The following is a 17,579-nucleotide window of genomic DNA, read 5'->3' as shown; positions in this document are numbered from 1 at the left end:
GTCAGTGCCCGCCCCTACGGTCGTTCCATGGCACACGGCGTGCCGCGAACGGGAGGGAGACCCATGTACCGGCAAGGAGACGTTCTGATCGTGGCGCTGGCCGAGGGAGCGGTGCCGGAGTACGCGGTGGACGCGGCGTCCGAACCGCGTGACGGCCGCGGCAGACTCGTCCTGGCCCTCGGTGAAGTCACCGGGCACGCCCATGCGGTGGCCGGTCCGGGGCGCCTGATCCGGGAGGCCGGGGTGTTCGGGCCGATGCTGCTGCACGTGCCCGAGGGCGCGCGTGTCGTCCACGAGGAGCACGCGGCGATCTCACTCCCGAAGGGCTGGTACCGGGTGATCCGGCAGCGGGAGTACATCCCGGGTTCGGTGCGCGTCGTCGCCGACTGACAGCACCGGGGGGAGCGGGCCAGCGGGGGAAACGCAGGGCCGGGCGGCACGGGGATGCGGTCCGGCACAGTACTGGGGAGAGGAACGGCGTTGAAGGATCAGGTCAGTTGGCGGGCGGCGGCGGCAGCGACGGGACCGGGGGACCGGGCGGCGGCCGAGGAAGGCGTCCGGCTCGCCTACCGGAGCGCGGGGCTGGCGGAACCCGACCGCATCCTGTGGGCGCGCTCGCCCCGCGAGGCGGTGCGGATGCTCATGACGGCCGCTCACCCGGACGGTTCGGCGCTCGGCCCTCTCGGAGCCGGTGTCCGCGACGCCGTGCTGGGCAGGCCCTGGGCGGCCGAACGGGCCCGGCTGCACGCGCGGTTGGGGCCCGAGCGGTGGAGCGGGCACTGGCGGGCCACCGGAGCGAGCCTGTGGGAGTCGACCCGCACCCTGGTCGACCGGGTGCGGGCGGGAATCGTCGAGGAACTCGCCGCCGACCGCCAGGAGGAGACACAGGTCCGCCTGCTGCTTCTGGACGCCGCGCTGGGACAGCACGACGCGGCCTGGCTGTGCGCGTTCGAGTCCGGCGACGACAGCCCCCTGGCGGGCCTCGCCGCAGTGGCGCGCGACGCGGGCTGGTGGTGGCCCTACGAGGGGACGGCGATCGTCAGCGAACGCCCGCTCACCCTGCACCGCGACGAAGCCGGACGCCTGGACCGAGGCGACGGCCCGGCCCTCGGCTACGCGGACGGGTTCGAGCTGTACGCCTGGCGCGGCATGCCCGTGCCACGGGATTTCCTGGACGAGCTGACCGCACTGAGCCCGGAGCGGATCCGTGGCGAGGAGAACGCCGAACTCCGCCGGGTGATGCTGGAGTACTACGGCTACGACCGGTACCTGGACGAGTCGGGCGCGAAGCCCGTCCACCGCGACGAGACGGGCGTGCTGTGGCGGATCGCACTCGTCGGCGACGAGGACGTGGTCATGGTCGAGGTCGTCAACTCCACACCGGAACCGGACGGTACGAGCCGCACCTACTGGCTGCGGGTGCCGCCGACGACCCGCACGGCCCGCGAGGGAGTGGCCTGGACGTTCGGGATAGGAGCTGACATGTACGAGCCGTTGCGGCAGACATGACCGGAAGCCCGGACCGGCCGGCGGGCCGCGGGGCGGCGGACGTGTGTTGTTCAGGGGCCGGCAGGTCGCGGGCCGGGGGTGGCGGCGCCGACGGGCGATGCGGGGGAAGCCGGTGACAGCGGGCCGCAGCCGGTACCTGGAAGCCGACCACCCCGCGCCTGCCCCCGCTCCGGGACGGCACCGGTGCGTCGGCGCCCGGTTCAGGGCACCTGTACCGGTGTGGTTTCCAGGAGTTCGGCGGCCATCCGGCGGGCGGGGGCCTCGGTCTGTTCCGCGATGCGGTGGAAGGTCGCCTGGGCGGAGCGGGCCGGCCAGTCGGGAGGCAGGTGGCCGGCGGGGAGCCGTGGGTCCGTGCGGATGGTGTCCAGCCATTCACTGATCACGCGCAGCCGGACACCGAGCGGGTCGTCGGAACCGGTGCCGGGCCAGGTGGACCAGCGCTCGTCGAAGTCGGCGTACCGGGCGCCGACGCTGTCCAGGTCCCAGGTGTCACGGATCATCAGGCCGATGTCGGTGGCGTCGTCGGCCGAGGCATGGAAGATCTTGACGTGGGCGGCGAGCCCGAGCTCGGAGACGAGCGGGGAGGCGTCGACGTCGCCGGGGGCGATCCACAGCCCGCTGTACAGGGCGCCGAAGCCCGACCAGGTGAGCCGGGAGCGCAGATCGTGCCGCTGGCGCTGCCAGGACTCGGGCAGTGAGAAGCCCAGCAGGGTCCAGGTGCCGTCCCAGTCCTCGTTGACGGCTCCGGTGTGCCAGAGGCGTCGACTGCCGTCCTGGAGGATCTGTTCCGTCTGGGCGGTCAGGCCGAAGTACATCCTGCGTCCCTGGCGCTGTCGCTGGAGCAGCCCCCGGTTGACCATGCGGGTGAGGGTGGACCTGACGGCGTGTTCGCCGACTCCGGCGCGGGCGAGCACATCGATGATGCTGCCCGAGTACACGTGTCCGAGTCCGTCCTCCAGGACGTAGCTGCCGAACAGGGTGAACAGGAGCGACTGGGGGCGCGGCTGCGGTCCGGCGGGGGGTTCCTCCGCGGCCTGGATGTTCTCGTCGTGCACGTCGGAAAGGTTACGGCCGCCCGGCGGGCCCCCGGTGTCAGGGGGTATGGGCGAGATCACGGCGACGTCGGGCCGACGGGGCCACGGATTCGCGTACGGGGCTGCACGGTCGGAACTCCCTTTCGGCTGTGCCTCGTTGGCGGTGGCCGTGCTTGTCGAAGTTGTCGGGGCCTCTCTTGTCCTGAGTGCTGACATCGCGAACATAGGTGTGTACATTGCGGCCGTCAAGAAAGTGCACAACATTCGGGTCGCAGGTCCGCGCGACTCGTTCCGTCATCTCGGGGCATTCACCCATCCAGCGTTGCTTCCGTCAGGAGAGGCCCATGCAAAGGCGCATTCTCGGGCTTGCCGCAGTAGTGATCACGATCGTCGGCGCGGCCGGATGCGGGTCGTCGGACCCGGCAGACAGCGGGTCGTCGTCCTCCGGCGGCGACAAGACCACGCAGGTCAAGGTCGGCATCATCCCCATCATCGACGTGGCCCCGCTCTACCTGGGCCAGAAGAAGGGGTTCTTCAGCAGCCAGGGCATCGAACTGGAGATGGTGAGCGCCCAGGGCGGCGCGGCGATCATTCCCGGTGTGGTGAGCGATCAGTTCCAGTTCGGGTTCAGCAACACCACGTCGCTGATGATCGCCCAGGTCAAGGGCGTACCGATCAAGTCCGTGGTCAACGGAGCGGCCTCCAACGGCAAGGTCGGGGCGGACGTCACCGGTGTGGCCGTCAAGAAGGACAGCTCGATCAAGTCGGCCAAGGACCTTGCCGGGCACACGGTCGCCGTCAACACCCTGCAGAACATCGGGTCGACCACGGTGCGTGAGTCGGTCCGGCTGGCCGGCGGCGACCCGTCGAAGGTCAAGTTCGTCGAAATGCCGTTCGACCAGATGCCGGCCGCGCTGGACGGCGGGCAGGTGGACGCCGCCTGGATGGGCGATCCCGCGATGACGATCGCCAAGGCGCAGGGTGCCCGCGTCGTCGCCTCACCGTTCGCCGAGACGGACCCGAAGCTCACCGTGGCGACCTACTTCACCTCCACCCAGCTCGTGAAGCAGAAGCCCGACCTGGTCAAGAAGTTCGCCGCGGCCATGAGCGAGTCGCTCAAGTACGCCTCCGACCACCCCGACGAGGCACGCCAGATCCTCACCACCTACACCAAGCTCAGCGGCGATGTCCTGAACAAGGTCACGCTGCCCGACTGGCCGGCGGAGGTCGACATGGCCTCGCTGGAGAAGCTCGCCTCCCTCGGTGAGCAGGACGGCCTCTTCGACGGCAAGAAGCCCGACCTGAACGCCCTGTTCTCATGACCCGCGCCGCCGTCACCACCGACGTGACGGGCTCCGCCGGAACCGGGAGCAGTCCCGGTTCCGGCGGAACCCCCGCCCGACGGCTGCCGGAGCGGGCGGTCGCCCCGCTGCGCGGCCTGGCCGGCGTCGCCGGGCTCGTCGCGGTGCTCGAAGTGCTGCCGCACACCGGCCTGGTGTCGGCGGACTATCTGCCCCCGGCCTCGGTGACCGTCCGCGCGCTGTGGCACCTGCTCGCCGAGCAGGAGTTCTGGACCGCGCTCGGCGACACCCTCACCGGCTGGGGCCTGGGCCTGGCCGTCTCCGTCGTCGCGGGCGTGGTGGCCGGTCTGGTGATCGGCTCCGTACCCGTACTGCGCGCGGTCACCGCCTCCACCATCGAGTTCCTCCGCCCCATCCCGTCCGTCGCCCTGATCCCCATCGCCGTCCTGCTCTACGGCACCGACCTCAGGTCCAAGCTGCTGCTCGTGGTCTATGCCTCCTTCTGGCAGGTGATCGTCCAGGTCCTGGCCGGCGTCCAGGACGTCGACCCGGTCGCGGACGACACCGCCCGCAGCTATCGGCTCGGCACCTGGGGACGCCTGCGCCACGTCATGTGGCCCACCGCCCTGCCGTACGTGATGACGGGCGTACGGCTGGCCGCCACCGTGGCGCTCATCCTCGCCGTCACCGCCGAACTCGTCATCGGCGCGCCCGGCCTCGGCCGCGAGATCGCCGTCGCTCAGACGTCCGGAGCCGTGCCGCGGGTCTACGCCCTGGTCCTGGTCACCGGGCTGCTGGGCGTCGCCGTCAACCTGGTCGCGCGAGCGGTCGAGCGGCGGGTACTGCACTGGCACCAGTCCGTACGCACGGAGGTGGCCGTATGACCGTCCTCACCGTTCTGCGACGCGCCCTGCTCCTGCTGGGCCTGCCCGCCGTCCTCTTCGGCGTGTGGTGGTTCGCCACCGCCGACAGCACCGACTTCTACGTCCCGCCCCTGTCCGCCATCCTGGAGGCCTTCGGGAAGGTCTGGACGGGGGAGCGGCTGCTGTCCGACGTCGTCCCGAGCCTTCTGCGCCTCACGGCCGGCTATCTCCTCGCCGTGGTGGTCGGAGTGGGGCTCGGCCTGCTGGTCGGTATGCGGCGGGTCGTACGGGACGTCCTGGAGCCGGTCCTGGAACTCTTCCGGGCCATCCCGCCGCCCGTCCTCGTGCCGGTGATCATGCTGTTCGCGGGCATCGGCGACACCATGAAGGTGATCGTCATCGTCAGCGGATGCGTGTGGCCGATCCTGCTCAACACCGTCGAAGGCGTCCGCGCCGTGGACGAGGTGCTCAGCGACACCTGCCGGTCCTACGGCATCACCGGCATCGCACGGCTGCGGCACCTGGTGCTGCGCGCGGCGAGCCCGCAGATCGTCACCGGCATGCGCCAGGCGCTGTCGATCGGCATCATCCTCATGGTCATCAGCGAGATGTTCGCCGCCAGCAACGGACTGGGCTTCACCATCGTGCAGTTCCAGCGCTCGTTCGCCATCCCTGAGATGTGGAGCGGCGTCCTGCTCCTCGGCATCCTCGGCTTCCTTCTCTCCCTGCTCTTCCGGTTCGCCGAGAACCGGGTCCTGGCCTGGTACCACGGCCTGCGCCGCGCCCAGCGCAACCCCTGAAACGGAGCCGTCGATGCTCGACGTACGCAACCTGCAGAAGATCTACACCGGACGGAACCGCAATGTCGAAGCCCTGCGGAACCTGACGTTCCATATCGGTGCCGGTGAACTCGTCTGCCTGGTCGGGCCGTCGGGATGCGGCAAGACGACGTTGCTGAAGTGCATGGCGGGACTGCTCGCCCCCACCGACGGCGAAGTACTCCTGGAAGGGCGCCCGGTCGTCGGGCCCCCGCCAGGGATGGCGGTCGTCTTCCAGGAGTACGGCCGCTCCCTGTTCGCCTGGATGAACGTCCGCGACAACGTCGCCCTGCCGCTGCGCCGCAAGAAGCTCGGCAAGGCGCGGACCCGGGAACTGGTGGACCACGCACTCGAAGTCGTGGGCCTCGCCGACGCCCGCCAGGCCTACCCCTGGCAGCTGTCGGGCGGAATGCAGCAGCGCGTCGCCATCGCCCGCGCCGTGGCCTTCGAACCGAAGGTACTGCTCATGGACGAGCCCTTCGCGGCCGTCGACGCCCAGACCCGGGCCGAACTGGAGGACCTCATCCGGCACCTGTGGCAGGAGCTGGGGGTCACCGTCCTGTTCGTCACCCACGACATCGACGAGGCCGTGTACCTCGGCCAGCGCACCGTCGTCCTGTCAGCGTCGCCGACCGTCGTGCAGGAGGATCTCACCATCGACCTCCCCGACGAACGCGACCAGTTGCACACCCGCTCCAGCCCCCGGTTCGCCGAACTGCGTGCCCACGTCTACGAACAGATCCAGCTGGCGAAACACCGGAGCGCCGACACGGACGCCCGGATCGAGGACCGGACACCCGAGCCGGCGCTGCAGAAGACCGAACGCTGAGGGGCCCGTTGGGAGAGCCGCGCATGGAACAGCCGACCGGGATCGAGGAGATCGAGGAACGGGTCGCACTGGTCGACGAGGCCGTCCGGCCCATCGCGGAGCGGCCGGTGGACATCAGCGATCCCGACTGGGTGACGGGAATGCGGCAGGGGCCGGCCCCGATGGACGAGGCGGGTGTCCGGGCGGAGGCCGAGTCGGTGCTGCGGGCCCTGATCGCCGTCTACGCACAGGGCGACGAGGCACTTCGCGCGTCCGTACGCGGGCTCTTCTCCCGCTACACCTCCTTCCGTTGGGCCACCCACCTGCCCGTAGAACCCACCCCCGAAGGCTTCCGGCAGCGACTGCTGCACATGTCCGCCGTCGACCAGGGCTCCGACACGCGTGACGAGCTGCTCTCGCTGCGCGACCTGTGCGCGGACGCGCGGACGGCGGGGATCGACCTCGGGCCGATCCTGCGCGAGGTGGCGGAACTCTCCAGCCGGGAGGACAAGTACGGAATGGGTTCCATGCACGACATCCTGCGCGGCGCGGCCCGGACCTGACCGCGCGAGGCGTCGGCTCTACCTCGCCGGGAGCGCCACCGGCCGGCCGGTCCGCAGCGACTCGTAGGCGGCCAGCACGATCCGCAGGGTGCGCAGGCCCGCCTCGCCGTCGGGGGACGGCCGCCGTCCGTTGCCTACGGCGTCGAGGAACTCGTCGAGCATGGCCGCGTCCAGATCCGCCCCGCCCGCCTCCCAACGGCCGCGGCCGGTGGCGGAGTCGAATCCGCCCAGCAGCGGGGGGAAGGCGTCGAACTCCACGATCGCCTTCTCGGCGACGCAGGTCATGGTGAGCCCGCCCCAGGTCGGGTGGTCCGGCGGATGACTCCAACTGGCGTCCACGGCGGCGACCAGCCCGCCGGGATACCGGATGCTGACCAGCCCCGCGGTCTCCACGTCCGGCGTGGGGCCGCCGTCGTCGAGGACGCTGTTCGCCTGGGCGTACACCTCCGCCGCCTGCTCGCCCCCCAGCAGCGCGTCCACGAGGTCGGCGATATGGACGGTGTGATCGGCCAGCGCTCCGCCGCCCGCCAGTTCGGGGTCGGCGAACCAGGGGTGCGAACGGGCCGGGTTCGAGCCGTTGTTGGCGCCGTGGACGCTGATCAGCCCGCCGAGCGAACCGTCGGCCAGCGCGCGGCGCAGGGCGGTGAACGCGGGGCTGAACCGCACGGGATAGGCGGTCATCAACCGCACCCCGGCTTGTGCGCAGACGTCGATCATGGCCTGCGCGTCCGCCTCCGTCGTCGCGAGGGGCTTTTCGCACAGCACGTGTGCGCCGACCGCGGCGGCCCGTTCGACCAGGTGCCGGTGGCGGGCGTTCTCGCTGGTGACCACGACGGCGTCGGGGCGCAGCGCGAACACCGCGTCCCAGGTGTCGGCGTAGGCGGCGCCGAGCCGCTCGGCGAGGTCCCGGCCGCGGGTCGGGTCGCCGGGCGGGGCGTCGGGGTCCGCGGTGACCAGTTCGATGCCGTCGCGGTCGCGCAGCAGCCTGATGTAGGTCGCGGCGTGGACATGGGCGAAGGACAGTACGGCGACTCTCACTGGTCGATCCCCTCCGTGGAGACGGCGGCTGCGGTGGTTGTCAGCGGGGCGAGTTCCACGGCCTGTCCGGTGCGTGCGGACTCGGCCGCCGCCTCGGCGATGCGGACGGCCGCCACGCCGTCCCGGCCGCTCACCCTTGGTTCCGGGCCGCCCGCGAACGCCTCGGCGAACTCACGGATCTGGGTGAGGTACGGCGACTCCCCGAAGTCCCCGGCCGGTATGCCCTCCGCCGGGCCGTCGGCCCCGGCACCGGTGATCCGCAGGTCCGGATGGGCCCGGGAGTCGTGCTGGAGGGTCCCGCCGGTGCCCGACACGTGGAACGTCGTGCGGAACGGCGTGCCCGGCGGCCCCCACACCCCCACCACCTGCGTGATGGTGCCGTCCGCGTGGGTGAGCACGGCGGTGCCGGTGGCGACCGCCCCCTCCGGGGCCGGGGCGGTGACATGCCCCTGCTGCCGGGCGTGGACCCGGACGACGTCGCCGAAGAGCCAGCGGGCGATGTCCATGTCGTGGATCATCTGGTCGGTCAGGATCCCGCCGGAACGCGCCGGATCGGCGAACCAGCCGCTCCAGGTGGGATATCGGCCGGTACGGGTGAACCGGGCGACGGCCACCCGGCCCAGGGCGCCCCCCGCTACCAGGTCGCGCAGCCGGGCGTACGCGGGGAAGAAGCGCACGACATGGCCCGGGTACAGCCGTACCCCCGCCGCCTCCGCCGCGTCGGCCATCTCCCCGGCCTCGGCGGCGCCGAGCGACAGCGGCTTCTCGCACAGGACGTGGGCCCCGGCCCCGACGGCGGCCAGCGTGATCTCCCGGTGGGTGTCGGTCGGGGTGCACACGTCCACCACACCGGCCCCGGTGATCGCCTCGCGCAGGGAGCCCACGGACGTCGCGCCGAACTCGCGGGCCAGGGCGGGGGCCCGGCCGTCGGGCGCGTAGAGGCGGACCCGTGCGCCCAGGGCGGTCCACGCGGGCAGATGAGTGCGGGCGATGCCGCCCGCGCCGATCAGCGCGACTTCGAGTTCTGCCATGGAAATCTCCGACCTCCTAGCCGAGTGTGCGGTCAGCCCTTGAGGGCGCCGCTGAGCACGCCACTGATGAAGTGCCGCTGGAAGAACAGGTAGACCAGCACCACCGGGGCGATCACGATCAGGGTGGCGGCGGCGAGCAGCGGTACGTCGACGCCGAACTGCCCGGTGAAGAAGCCGAGTCCGGCGGGGGCCGTACGGCGGGACGGGTCCTGGATCAGGATGAGGGGGAGCAGGAACTGGTTCCAGCTCCAGACGAAGTACAGGACGCCCAGCGTGGTCACCGCCGGACGGGAGCTGGGCAGCAGGATCCGCCAGAGCGTCGCCCACGACGAGGCACCGTCCAGCCGTGCCGCCTCGATGAGACTGCGCGGCATGGTCGCGAAGTGGGCGCGCATCCAGAACACCCCGAACGGCATGAACGCGCCGATCTCCGCGAGCGCCAGCCCCGGCACCGTGTTCGTCAGGCCGACGGCGCGCAGGTCGTAGTACAGCGGGATGACGGTGCCCTCGGTGGGGATGGACAGGCCGAGCAGCAGATAGGCGTAGAACCGTCCCCGGCCCGGGACGTCCAGCGTCGCCAGCGCGTATCCGGCCAGCGTCGCGCACACCACCGCGGCCGGTACGACGCACACCGCGATCACCACGCTCGACCGCAGCAGCGTGCCGAACCCCGCGGCGGACCAGGCGCGGGAGAAGTTCTCCAGATGCAGTCCGTCCGGGAGGGCGAAACCGGTCAGCGGGGCGCCCGCCGGCTGAAGTGCCGCCAGCAGCAGGGAGGCGAACGGCACGAGGACGACGGCCATGAAGACCGCGAGGACGACGGGTGCCGCGAACCGTCCCGCGACCGCTCTCGCCGGTGAGGTCACTGAGGTCACTGATGTCACGGTGCCTCCCTGGAAAGCCGGTTGATCACCAGGACGGCGACCGAGATGACGGCCGTCAGGACGACCGCCAGCGCGCTGGCCACCCCGACGCCGCCGCCCCCGAAGGCCAGCCGGTAGATGAGGATCCCGGGGACGACGGTGCTGTTGCCCGGCCCTCCTCCGGTGGTGATGTAGATGAGGTCGAAGCTGGACAGGGCCGCGATCACGGTGATGGACAGCGCCACCGCGAACTCCGGTCGCAGCAGCGGGACGGTGATCGACACGAACTCCCTCACCGGGCCCGCCCCGTCCATCCGTGCCGCCTCGTAGATCTCCTGGTCGATGCGCTGGGTCCCGGACAGGAACAGGACCATGCACAGGCCCGAGACGACCCAGGTCCCGATCAGCCCCACGGCCGGCAGGGCCCAGGTGAAGCTGCCGAGCCAGGCGTCGGCCAGCCCGCCCAGACCGACCGCCCGCAGCGCCTGGTTGAGGATGCCGTCCTCGGCGTACACCCAGCGCCACAGGATGCCGACCGCGACCAGCGGGACGACCTGGGGCAGGAACAGCACCGTGCGGACCAGGCCGGTGCCCCGACGCCCGGCCCGCCGGGACACGATCGCCGCCGCGACCAGGCCCACGCAGATCGGCAGCACGGAGAAGAACAGGATCAGCGCACCGGCGTGCCAGGCGGCGGCGCGCAGTTGGGGATCGTCGGCGATACGGCGGTAGTTGTCGAGCCCGACGAAGGACGGGAGGGTCACCCCGTCCCAGTCGAACAGGGAGAGGTAGGCGGTGTGCAGGGCCGGCAGTACGGCGAAGAGCGTGTAGGGCAGCAGGGCCGGCAGCAGGTAGAGCGACGCCACGGCCCGCCTTCGGCGGTGGCCGGAGCGTGCCGTACGGCGGCCGTCGCTCGGGGCACGGTCCGGCCCGCGCTTCGTCGGGCCCGGGGCGGCGGAAGCACGGGCGGGATCGGCCGGTCGGCGGTGGGCAGTGGTCACTTGTGGTAGTTCTCGTAGTCCGTCTGGAGCCCGGCCAGGAACTTCTCCGGAGTGGCCTTGCCGCCGACGAGCAATTGCAGCTGGGTGGTGAGCGTGTCGCCCATGGTCGGGGTGGAGGAGTTCTGGATGAACGGCTGGAGTCCGGCGTCCGTGACGACCGTCTGCCAGCCCTGCTGGACGTCGCCGATCAGCCCGCTCTGGCTCGGCATGGCACCCGCGTCGGGAGCCATGAAGCCCGCCTTGGCGGTGACGGCGGCGGCCTGCGCGCCGGCGGCGAAGTCGAGGAACGCGGCGGCTGCGGCAGCGTTCCTCGACTTGCTGGACACGCAGTAGTAGACGCCGGCGCCGGTCGTGCGTACCTTCCCTCCGGCGGTGACGGGCGGCATGTTGAAGTAGCCGGCCTGTTCGCCCAGCCCCTTGGACACCGCCGCGGCGGCCCAGTTCCCGCTGATCCGGAAGACACCCTCGCCCTTGGCGAACGCGGCGGTGGCGTCGTTGTCGCTGACGCCGTTGACCTTCGGGGTGACATACCCCTTGTCCACCCAGCGCAGAAGTGTCTCGGCCGCCGTCTTCGCCTCGGGCAGGACGATGGTGGCGCCCTTGTGGCCGTAGGCCCAGGCCTCCCGGTCCTTCGGTGTCAGGTACGCCGAGAGCAGCACGTTGAAGGGATGGTTGAGGCCGCCGTCGAGGTTGCCGGCGACGAGCGCGGTCTCACCGGCGTTCTTGGCCTTGGCGAACAGGGCCTCCAGTTCCTCCAGCGTGGCCGGGGGACCGGTCAGGCCCAGCTTCTTCGCCTTGGCCTTGTTGTAGTAGACGCCTTCGAACGACAGTCCCGCCCCGACGCCGTAGAGGTCACCGGTGCCGACGGTCTTGCCGTCCGGGGTGAGGGTGATCTGGTCCAGGCCGGGGAACTTCCCCGCCCAGCCGTACGCCTTGCCGTACTCGCCGACCTTCAGCAGCAGGCGTCCGGGGACGAGGTTCTGCATGCCCGAGGTGAACTGGGCGATGTCGGGGGCGCTGTCGGCGGACATCGTGGTGTTGATGCTCTTGAGGTAGTCGTCCCAGCCGGTGTACTGGCGCTTGACGCTGATGTTGGGGTGCTGTTCACGGAAGGCCGCGAGGAGGCCCGGGGTCATGGTGGTGTCGTCGGCGTCGGCGACCACCAGCGTGATCTTGTCGGCCGGCACGGCTGTGGAGACCGGGCCGGTGCTGCTCTTGTCGGACGACGAGGCGCCCGGGGTCAGATCACTGCACGCGGTGAGCGCCGCGGCGCCGAAAGCGCCGGTGGCCGCGAGGAACGTACGTCTGGACAGGGACGACGGGCTGGGGCTCATGAGGTCTCCTGGGCATCACAGGACAGACATGACGGGACTGTGGGGAGCCGGGGAAGGAGGGCGCGAGGGGAGAGGACGCGGGGGATGGAACGCGCCGTAGTTCGATAACGCAGTTGCGTTTTATAATCAGAGCGGGTCCGGCACGCGTCAAGGACCCATGGCTGGATTGTTATCGTCGGGGCGGCCCGCGCCGGTCCCGTCGTACCGCTTCACAGGAGGTTGATCATTGGCCACGTCCAGGGACCGTTCACCGTCCACGGCACCCGGCCCGCAGCCGTGGTGGCCGCTCGGGGGACTGCCGCAGCCGCCCTCGCCCGGGCGTGAACTGCCCGCCGTGGTGGGCGTCGCGGACCTGCGTGCCACGAACGCGGCAGCCGTCCTCGCCGCCGTCCGCTCGACCGACCCGCACCCCCGGCTCGCCGCGCTCGCCGAGGCGACCAGGCTCTCCCGCCCGACAGTCGAGGCGATCGTCGAGGAACTCACCGACTGCGGTCTCATCGAGGTCGCCCCGGCCGTCTCCGCCCGGGGGCAGCGGTCGCCCGGCCGCCCGGCCCGCCGGTTCCGCTTCCGCCCGCACGCGGGTTTCGTCGTCGGCGTGGACGTACGGGCCCGGTCGGTGAGCGCCTGCGTGGCCGACCTCGACGGCCGGACGGTGGCCGTCGAACGCAAGACGGTGCGTGCCGACCTCGGCGGCCAGGCCCGCGCCCGCGCGGTAACCGCCGTGGTGCAGCGGGCCATTGACCGTACGGGAGCCGACGCCCGGCGCGTGTGGGCCGCCACGGTGGGCACCCCCGGCCTGGTGAACCGCGGCAACACCCGGGTCCGGCAGGCCGACAACCTCAGGGGCTGGGCCGAGGCGGACATCGTCACCGTCCTCGGTGACGCCCTCGGCTGCCCGGTCGCCGTGGAGAACGACGCCAATCTCGCCGCACTCGGCGAGCAGTGGCGCGGAGTCGGCGGCGCCGCCGACGAGATGGTCTTCGTCCTGCTCGGTGAACGCCTCGGTGCCGGAGTCATCACCGGCGGACGCCTGCTGCGCGGACACCGGGGCGCGGCCGGGGAGATCGGCTTCATCCGCTTCCCGGGCAGCACCTCCCCGCAGCCCGGCCTCGAACCGCTGGTCCCGGACACCGCGGCCCCGGACCGGGCGGGCGCCGACATCGTCCGGGGCGCCGCCTCGGGAGACCCGGAAGCGGTCGCGGGCATCACGTCGTACGGGCGGAGGCTGGCCGCGGGCATCGCCCCCGTGCTGCTCGCGCTCGACCCGGCGCTGGTCGTCCTCGGCACCAGCCTCTTCGCCGTCCCCGGTCTGCTTCCGGCGGCGGAGCTCCTCCTGACGGCCGCCGAGGAGGAAGCCGGCAGCCTGCTGGTCGACCTGCCCCAGTGGCGACTGTCCGCCCTGGGCGACGAGGCCGTCATCACCGGCGCGGTACGTTTCGCCCTCTCCTCCGTCGAGGAGGTGCTCCGCACCCGGCCCACCAGCCTGCCGGGCGTTGAGGTGGGGGCAGGGCCCTCGTAGCCCGGCCGTGAGCAGTGTCTCCACGGCCAGGTTCGCGGCCTGCGCCGCGTCGCCCGGGACGCGGTTGGCGCCCCCCGCCTCTGTTCGGCGCCGACCTGCTGCCGGTCGCCTGCGGCGTGCCGATCGTGACGGCCGAGGGGAGGTCGTCGGCGCCGCCGGGATCGGCGGGGCGGGTGACACGACGGGCGGCGCGACGGACGACCCCATCGCGCAGCGGGCCGTCGACGCCGTCGCGAGGATCGTCGCGCAGGCGCGCCCGCACGGGTGGGTGAGCCGGAGTTCCGCGGGCGCCTCAGAACATCGCCCGGATGATCCCCACGGTGCGTGCCAGGTGCGGCTCGGCGCGGTCGGCGCGGTGGGCGACGGCCAGCTCGACGCGGGCGTCGGCTCCGGTCAGCGGCAGGTAGGTGACGCCGTCGAGGGCCAGCGCGGTCACCGGCTCGGGCACGACCGCGACACCGAGGCCGCCCGCCACGAGCGTGACCAGTGTCGAGGTCTCGCCGACCTCGTGGCGGATGCGCGGCTCCACGCCCGCGTCGCGCAGAAGGCCCAGCACGACGTCGTACATCACCGACCGGCGGTCGGCGGAGTGCACGATCAGGTCGGCACCGGCCAGGTCCGTGACGCGCAGTCGTGACCGGCGGGCGAGGGCGTGGTCGACCGGTACGGCGACCACGAGCCGGTCCCGGCGCAGCGTGTGCACGGTGAGCGAGAGGTCGGCCGCCGGAGGCCGCAGCAGCGCGACGTCGATCGCGCCGGTACGCAGCGCCTCCACCTGGCCGGGCGCGAGCATCTCGCCGCGGAAGGAGAACTCCACGCCGGGAAGCTCCTCCGCGAGCCGCCGCGAGAGCGCGGGCAGGAGGCTGTACGTCGCCGAACCCACGCATCCGATCGCGAGGTGGCCCACCGAGCCGGCGGCGACGAGCCGCGCGTGATGGGTGGCCTCTTCGACGCCGGCGAGGATCGCGCGCGCCCGCTCCAGGTAGGCCCGCCCGGCCTCGGTGAGGTCGACCCGGCGGGTGGTGCGGTGGAGCAGCTGGACCCCGAGCTCGCCCTCCAGCTGGCGGATCTGCTGGGACAGCGGCGGCTGGGCCATGTGGAGTCGCTCGGCGGCGCGCCCGAAGTGACGCTCCTCGGCCACCGCCACGAAGTACCGGAGATGACGCAGATCCATATGCCACCCATATCAATCAGCTTGGATATGTGTACTTCAGAATATCGCAGCTCGGGACTACCGTCGGTGCCATGAGTGCTTATCTGTACGCCGCGACGCGGACGCCGTTCGGCCGTTTCAACGGCGCGCTGGCCGGTGTCCGTCCCGACGACCTCGCCGCCGCCGCGATCACCTCGACGCTCGCGACGGTGCCGGGTCTCGACCCTGCCGCCATCGACGACGTGGTGTGGGGCAACGCCAACGGCGCCGGGGAGGAGAACCGCAACGTCGGCCGCATGGCCGCGCTGCTCGCCGGGCTCCCGGTGAGCGTGCCCGGCACCACCGTCAACCGGCTGTGCGGTTCGAGCCTCGACGCGGCGATGACGGCCAGCCGGACGATCGAGTCCGGCGACGCCGAGGTGGTGCTGACCGGCGGCGTGGAGTCCATGACGCGTGCGCCGTGGGTGCTGCCCAAGTCGGCGAAACCCTTCCCGGTCGGCGACGTCACCGCGGTATCGACCACGCTCGGCTGGCGGCTGGTCAATCCTCGGATGCCGAAGGAGTGGACGGTCAGCCTCGGTGAGGCCAACGAGCGGCTCCGGGAGCGCTTCGGCATCTCCCGCGAGCGGCAGGACGAGTTCGCCGCCCGCTCGCACCAACTGGCCGACCTGGCTTGGGAGTCGGGCTTCTACGACGGTCTGGTGGCGCCGGTCGAGGGCGTCGGCCTGACGCGCGACGAGGGCATCCGGGCCGGGTCCACACCCGAGGTGCTGGCCGGGCTCAAGCCGGTCTTCCGTACGCCGGAGCAGGGCGGCACCATCACCGCGGGCAACGCCAGTCCGCTCAACGACGGAGCCTCCGCGGTGCTGCTGGGCAGCGAGAGGGCAGCGGCGGCCATCGGGGCCGACCCGATCGCCCGTATCGCCGGCCGGGGAGTGATGGCGCTGGAACCGCAGGCCTTCGGCTACGCCCCGGTCGAGGCGGCGAACCGCGCGCTCGCCCGGGCCGGGATCGGCTGGGACCAGGTGGGCGCGGTCGAGCTCAACGAGGCCTTCGCCGTACAGTCGCTCGCCTGTCTCGACGCGTGGAAGATCGACCCCGCCATCGTCAACCAGAAGGGCGGCGCCATCGCGATCGGGCACCCGCTGGGAGCCTCGGGCGGTCGCGTCCTCGCCACGCTGGCCAAGGTGCTGCGCGTGACGAAGCGGCGTTACGGCGTCGCCGCGATCTGCATCGGCGTCGGCCAGGGGCTGGCCGTCGTGCTCGAGAACTGCGGTGTCACGGAGGCGGGCCGGTGAGCCGGGCGGAGATCGTCGAGAGCGCCGACGCCGCGGTCGCCGGGATCGAGGACGGGGCGACCGTCCTCGTCGGTGGCTTCGGTCTGGCCGGGATGCCGTTCGACCTGATCGACGCGCTCATCCGGCAGGGGGCGAAGGACCTCACGATCGTGTCCAACAACGCGGGAAACGGCGAGGTCGGGCTGGCCGCCCTGCTGGCCGCAGGCCGGGTGCGCAAGGTGCTCTGCTCCTTTCCGCGCCAGGCCGACTCCTGGGTCTTCGACGGCCTCTACCGCGCGGGAAAGATCGAGCTGGAGGTGGTGCCGCAGGGCAACCTCGCCGAGCGGATGCGCGCGGCGGGCGCCGGCATCGGCGCGTTCTACTGCCCGACCGCGGTCGGCACTCCACTGGCCGAGGGCAAGGAGGAGCGGGAGATCGACGGCCGGAAGTACCTGCTGGAGTACCCCATCAAGGGCGACTACGCGCTGATCGGCGCGCATGTCGCCGACGCGATGGGCAACCTCGTCTACCGGAAGACCGCCCGTAACTTCGGGCCGGTCATGGCCACGGCCGCGACGACGACCATCGTCCAGGTCGACGAGGTCGTCGAGCCCGGAAAGCTCGACCCCGAGGCCGTCGTCACCCCGTCCATCTACGTCGACCGCATCGTCCAGGTGGCGGCCCGTCGCTACACCGTCCAGGGGGCACGATGACCACCACTTCGACCGGCCGGTCGTACGCGGAGGTGCCGAGGAGCGCCGACCATCGGCTCTCGATGGGGGAACTGGCAGCGGTCATCGCCCGCGACATCCCGGCAGGCGCCTTCGTCAACCTCGGTATCGGACAGCCCACCAAGATCGCCGACCATCTGCCCGCCGACTCCGGGGTGGTGCTGCACACCGAGAACGGCATGCTCAACATGGGCCCGAAGGCCGAGGACGACGAGGTCGACCCCGACCTGACCAACGCGGGCAAGGTCCCGGTGACCGAGCTGCCGGGGGCGGCGTACTTCCACCACGCCGACTCCTTCGCCATGATGCGCGGCGGACACCTCGACGTCTGTGTCCTCGGCGCGTACCAGGTCGCCTTCGACGGCGACCTCGCCAACTGGACCACCGGTGGGCCCGACGACATCCCCGCCGTCGGCGGCGCCATGGACCTCGCCATCGGCGCCAAGGACGTCTACGTGATGATGACGCTCTTCACCCGCTCCGACGAGCCGAAGCTCGTACCGCGGTGCACCTACCCGCTCACCGGTATCGGCTGCGTCAGCCGCGTCTACACCGACCACGGCGTCTTCGACGTCGGTCCCGACGGCATACGGATCCGGGAGACGTTCGGCGTCGGGGCCCACGAACTGGCGGAACGGCTCGGCATCATGTCGGAGCAGGGGGCGCGGCCCTCCGACTGACGTCCGTATGGGCCTGGCGGAACCAGGCCCATACGGACGTCATGGAGATGGTGCGC

Annotated in this window: 18 protein-coding genes; 11 read left to right on the top strand and 7 right to left on the bottom strand. The window is 71.7% G+C overall.

Annotated elements, in window-relative coordinates; translation table 11 throughout:
- Positions 1-63: 63 nt before the first annotated feature.
- Both OG595_RS02095 and OG595_RS02090 read left to right on the top strand, forming a co-directional pair.
- Positions 64-390: a hypothetical protein gene (locus OG595_RS02095; protein ID WP_164312027.1), complete on the top strand. Its 327-nt coding sequence runs from the start codon at positions 64-66 to the stop codon at positions 388-390.
- 54 nt (positions 391-444) lie between these two features.
- Positions 445-1,509 (top strand): DUF6745 domain-containing protein, encoded by a 1,065-nt coding sequence (locus OG595_RS02090; protein ID WP_443072943.1) that lies wholly within the window; start codon positions 445-447, stop codon positions 1,507-1,509.
- 200 nt (positions 1,510-1,709) lie between these two features.
- Here OG595_RS02090 and OG595_RS02085 read toward each other — a convergent pair whose 3' ends face one another.
- A complete protein-coding gene (locus OG595_RS02085) occupies positions 1,710-2,768 on the bottom strand; it encodes a PaaX family transcriptional regulator (RefSeq protein WP_329267145.1) in 1,059 nt (352 codons plus the stop codon).
- Positions 2,769-2,887: 119 nt separating this feature from the next.
- Here OG595_RS02085 and OG595_RS02080 point away from each other — a divergent pair, with 119 nt between their 5' ends.
- From OG595_RS02080 to OG595_RS02060, 5 genes are read left to right on the top strand one after another with little or no spacing between them, the layout of a single operon-like run.
- Complete coding sequence (locus tag OG595_RS02080; RefSeq protein WP_329267143.1) at positions 2,888-3,865, top strand: ABC transporter substrate-binding protein; 978 nt, start codon at positions 2,888-2,890, stop codon at positions 3,863-3,865.
- Complete coding sequence (locus OG595_RS02075) at positions 3,862-4,728, top strand: ABC transporter permease (protein ID WP_329267142.1); 867 nt, start codon at positions 3,862-3,864, stop codon at positions 4,726-4,728. Before OG595_RS02080 ends, OG595_RS02075 begins: the two co-directional genes overlap by 4 nt.
- Positions 4,725-5,507, top strand: coding sequence for an ABC transporter permease (locus OG595_RS02070; protein ID WP_329267141.1), 783 nt, complete (start codon positions 4,725-4,727; stop codon positions 5,505-5,507). Before OG595_RS02075 ends, OG595_RS02070 begins: the two co-directional genes overlap by 4 nt.
- Positions 5,508-5,520: 13 nt before the next feature.
- Entirely contained in the window at positions 5,521-6,354 is an 834-nt protein-coding gene (locus OG595_RS02065; protein ID WP_329267139.1) for an ABC transporter ATP-binding protein, read from the top strand.
- A gap of 23 nt (positions 6,355-6,377) precedes the next feature.
- Positions 6,378-6,896, top strand: a complete 519-nt coding sequence (locus OG595_RS02060) for a hypothetical protein (protein WP_329267137.1) — start codon at positions 6,378-6,380, stop codon at positions 6,894-6,896.
- 18 nt (positions 6,897-6,914) lie between these two features.
- On the opposite strand, the gene OG595_RS02055 is transcribed toward OG595_RS02060, so the two are convergent.
- From OG595_RS02055 to OG595_RS02035, 5 genes are read right to left on the bottom strand one after another with little or no spacing between them, the layout of a single operon-like run.
- Entirely contained in the window at positions 6,915-7,934 is a 1,020-nt protein-coding gene (locus tag OG595_RS02055; protein WP_329267136.1) for a Gfo/Idh/MocA family protein, read from the bottom strand.
- Complete coding sequence (locus OG595_RS02050; RefSeq protein WP_329267135.1) at positions 7,931-8,965, bottom strand: Gfo/Idh/MocA family protein; 1,035 nt, start codon at positions 8,963-8,965, stop codon at positions 7,931-7,933. The genes OG595_RS02055 and OG595_RS02050 overlap by 4 nt, the downstream gene beginning before the upstream one ends.
- Positions 8,966-8,997: 32 nt before the next feature.
- Positions 8,998-9,849: a carbohydrate ABC transporter permease gene (locus tag OG595_RS02045; RefSeq protein WP_329267133.1), complete on the bottom strand. Its 852-nt coding sequence runs from the start codon at positions 9,847-9,849 to the stop codon at positions 8,998-9,000.
- Positions 9,846-10,829 (bottom strand): carbohydrate ABC transporter permease, encoded by a 984-nt coding sequence (locus OG595_RS02040; RefSeq protein WP_329267131.1) that lies wholly within the window; start codon positions 10,827-10,829, stop codon positions 9,846-9,848. Before OG595_RS02040 ends, OG595_RS02045 begins: the two co-directional genes overlap by 4 nt.
- Positions 10,826-12,163 carry an ABC transporter substrate-binding protein gene (locus tag OG595_RS02035; protein ID WP_329267130.1) on the bottom strand — a complete coding sequence of 446 codons (1,338 nt, stop codon included), beginning with the start codon at positions 12,161-12,163 and terminating at the stop codon, positions 10,826-10,828. The genes OG595_RS02040 and OG595_RS02035 overlap by 4 nt, the downstream gene beginning before the upstream one ends.
- A gap of 226 nt (positions 12,164-12,389) precedes the next feature.
- Here OG595_RS02035 and OG595_RS02030 point away from each other — a divergent pair, with 226 nt between their 5' ends.
- Complete coding sequence (locus OG595_RS02030; RefSeq protein ID WP_329267128.1) at positions 12,390-13,682, top strand: ROK family protein; 1,293 nt, start codon at positions 12,390-12,392, stop codon at positions 13,680-13,682.
- Positions 13,683-13,974: 292 nt separating this feature from the next.
- Here the strand turns inward: OG595_RS02030 and OG595_RS02025 are convergent, their stop codons facing one another.
- Positions 13,975-14,856: a LysR substrate-binding domain-containing protein gene (locus OG595_RS02025; protein WP_329267126.1), complete on the bottom strand. Its 882-nt coding sequence runs from the start codon at positions 14,854-14,856 to the stop codon at positions 13,975-13,977.
- Positions 14,857-14,927: 71 nt separating this feature from the next.
- Here OG595_RS02025 and OG595_RS02020 point away from each other — a divergent pair, with 71 nt between their 5' ends.
- Genes OG595_RS02020 through OG595_RS02010 form a run of 3 tightly spaced genes read left to right on the top strand, consistent with a single transcriptional unit; the run spans position 14,928 to position 17,523 of the window.
- Positions 14,928-16,133, top strand: coding sequence for a thiolase family protein (locus OG595_RS02020; RefSeq protein ID WP_329267124.1), 1,206 nt, complete (start codon positions 14,928-14,930; stop codon positions 16,131-16,133).
- A complete protein-coding gene (locus tag OG595_RS02015; protein WP_329267122.1) occupies positions 16,130-16,825 on the top strand; it encodes a 3-oxoacid CoA-transferase subunit A in 696 nt (231 codons plus the stop codon). The genes OG595_RS02020 and OG595_RS02015 overlap by 4 nt, the downstream gene beginning before the upstream one ends.
- A complete protein-coding gene (locus OG595_RS02010; RefSeq protein ID WP_329267120.1) occupies positions 16,822-17,523 on the top strand; it encodes a 3-oxoacid CoA-transferase subunit B in 702 nt (233 codons plus the stop codon). The genes OG595_RS02015 and OG595_RS02010 overlap by 4 nt, the downstream gene beginning before the upstream one ends.
- The last annotated feature ends 56 nt before the right edge of the window (positions 17,524-17,579 follow it).

The sequence above is a fragment of the Streptomyces sp. NBC_01451 genome (assembly GCF_036227485.1).
In the GTDB taxonomy this organism is placed as follows: Bacteria; Actinomycetota; Actinomycetes; order Streptomycetales; family Streptomycetaceae; genus Streptomyces.
Note: the sequence above shows the minus strand (reverse complement) of the source record. Positions and strands in the feature narration are given on the sequence as shown.

Coding starts and splice junctions, on each gene's coding strand:
- OG595_RS02075 (WP_329267142.1), top strand. CDS start 3,862: ATGACCCGCGCCGCCGTCACCACCGACGTGACGGGCTCCGCCGGAACC.
- OG595_RS02095 (WP_164312027.1), top strand. CDS start 64: ATGTACCGGCAAGGAGACGTTCTGATCGTGGCGCTGGCCGAGGGAGCG.
- OG595_RS02050 (WP_329267135.1), bottom strand. CDS start 8,965: ATGGCAGAACTCGAAGTCGCGCTGATCGGCGCGGGCGGCATCGCCCGC.
- OG595_RS02020 (WP_329267124.1), top strand. CDS start 14,928: ATGAGTGCTTATCTGTACGCCGCGACGCGGACGCCGTTCGGCCGTTTC.
- OG595_RS02080 (WP_329267143.1), top strand. CDS start 2,888: ATGCAAAGGCGCATTCTCGGGCTTGCCGCAGTAGTGATCACGATCGTC.
- OG595_RS02065 (WP_329267139.1), top strand. CDS start 5,521: ATGCTCGACGTACGCAACCTGCAGAAGATCTACACCGGACGGAACCGC.
- OG595_RS02010 (WP_329267120.1), top strand. CDS start 16,822: ATGACCACCACTTCGACCGGCCGGTCGTACGCGGAGGTGCCGAGGAGC.
- OG595_RS02070 (WP_329267141.1), top strand. CDS start 4,725: ATGACCGTCCTCACCGTTCTGCGACGCGCCCTGCTCCTGCTGGGCCTG.
- OG595_RS02060 (WP_329267137.1), top strand. CDS start 6,378: ATGGAACAGCCGACCGGGATCGAGGAGATCGAGGAACGGGTCGCACTG.
- OG595_RS02085 (WP_329267145.1), bottom strand. CDS start 2,768: ATGTTCGCGATGTCAGCACTCAGGACAAGAGAGGCCCCGACAACTTCG.
- OG595_RS02090 (WP_443072943.1), top strand. CDS start 445: ATGCGGTCCGGCACAGTACTGGGGAGAGGAACGGCGTTGAAGGATCAG.
- OG595_RS02035 (WP_329267130.1), bottom strand. CDS start 12,163: ATGAGCCCCAGCCCGTCGTCCCTGTCCAGACGTACGTTCCTCGCGGCC.
- OG595_RS02025 (WP_329267126.1), bottom strand. CDS start 14,856: ATGGATCTGCGTCATCTCCGGTACTTCGTGGCGGTGGCCGAGGAGCGT.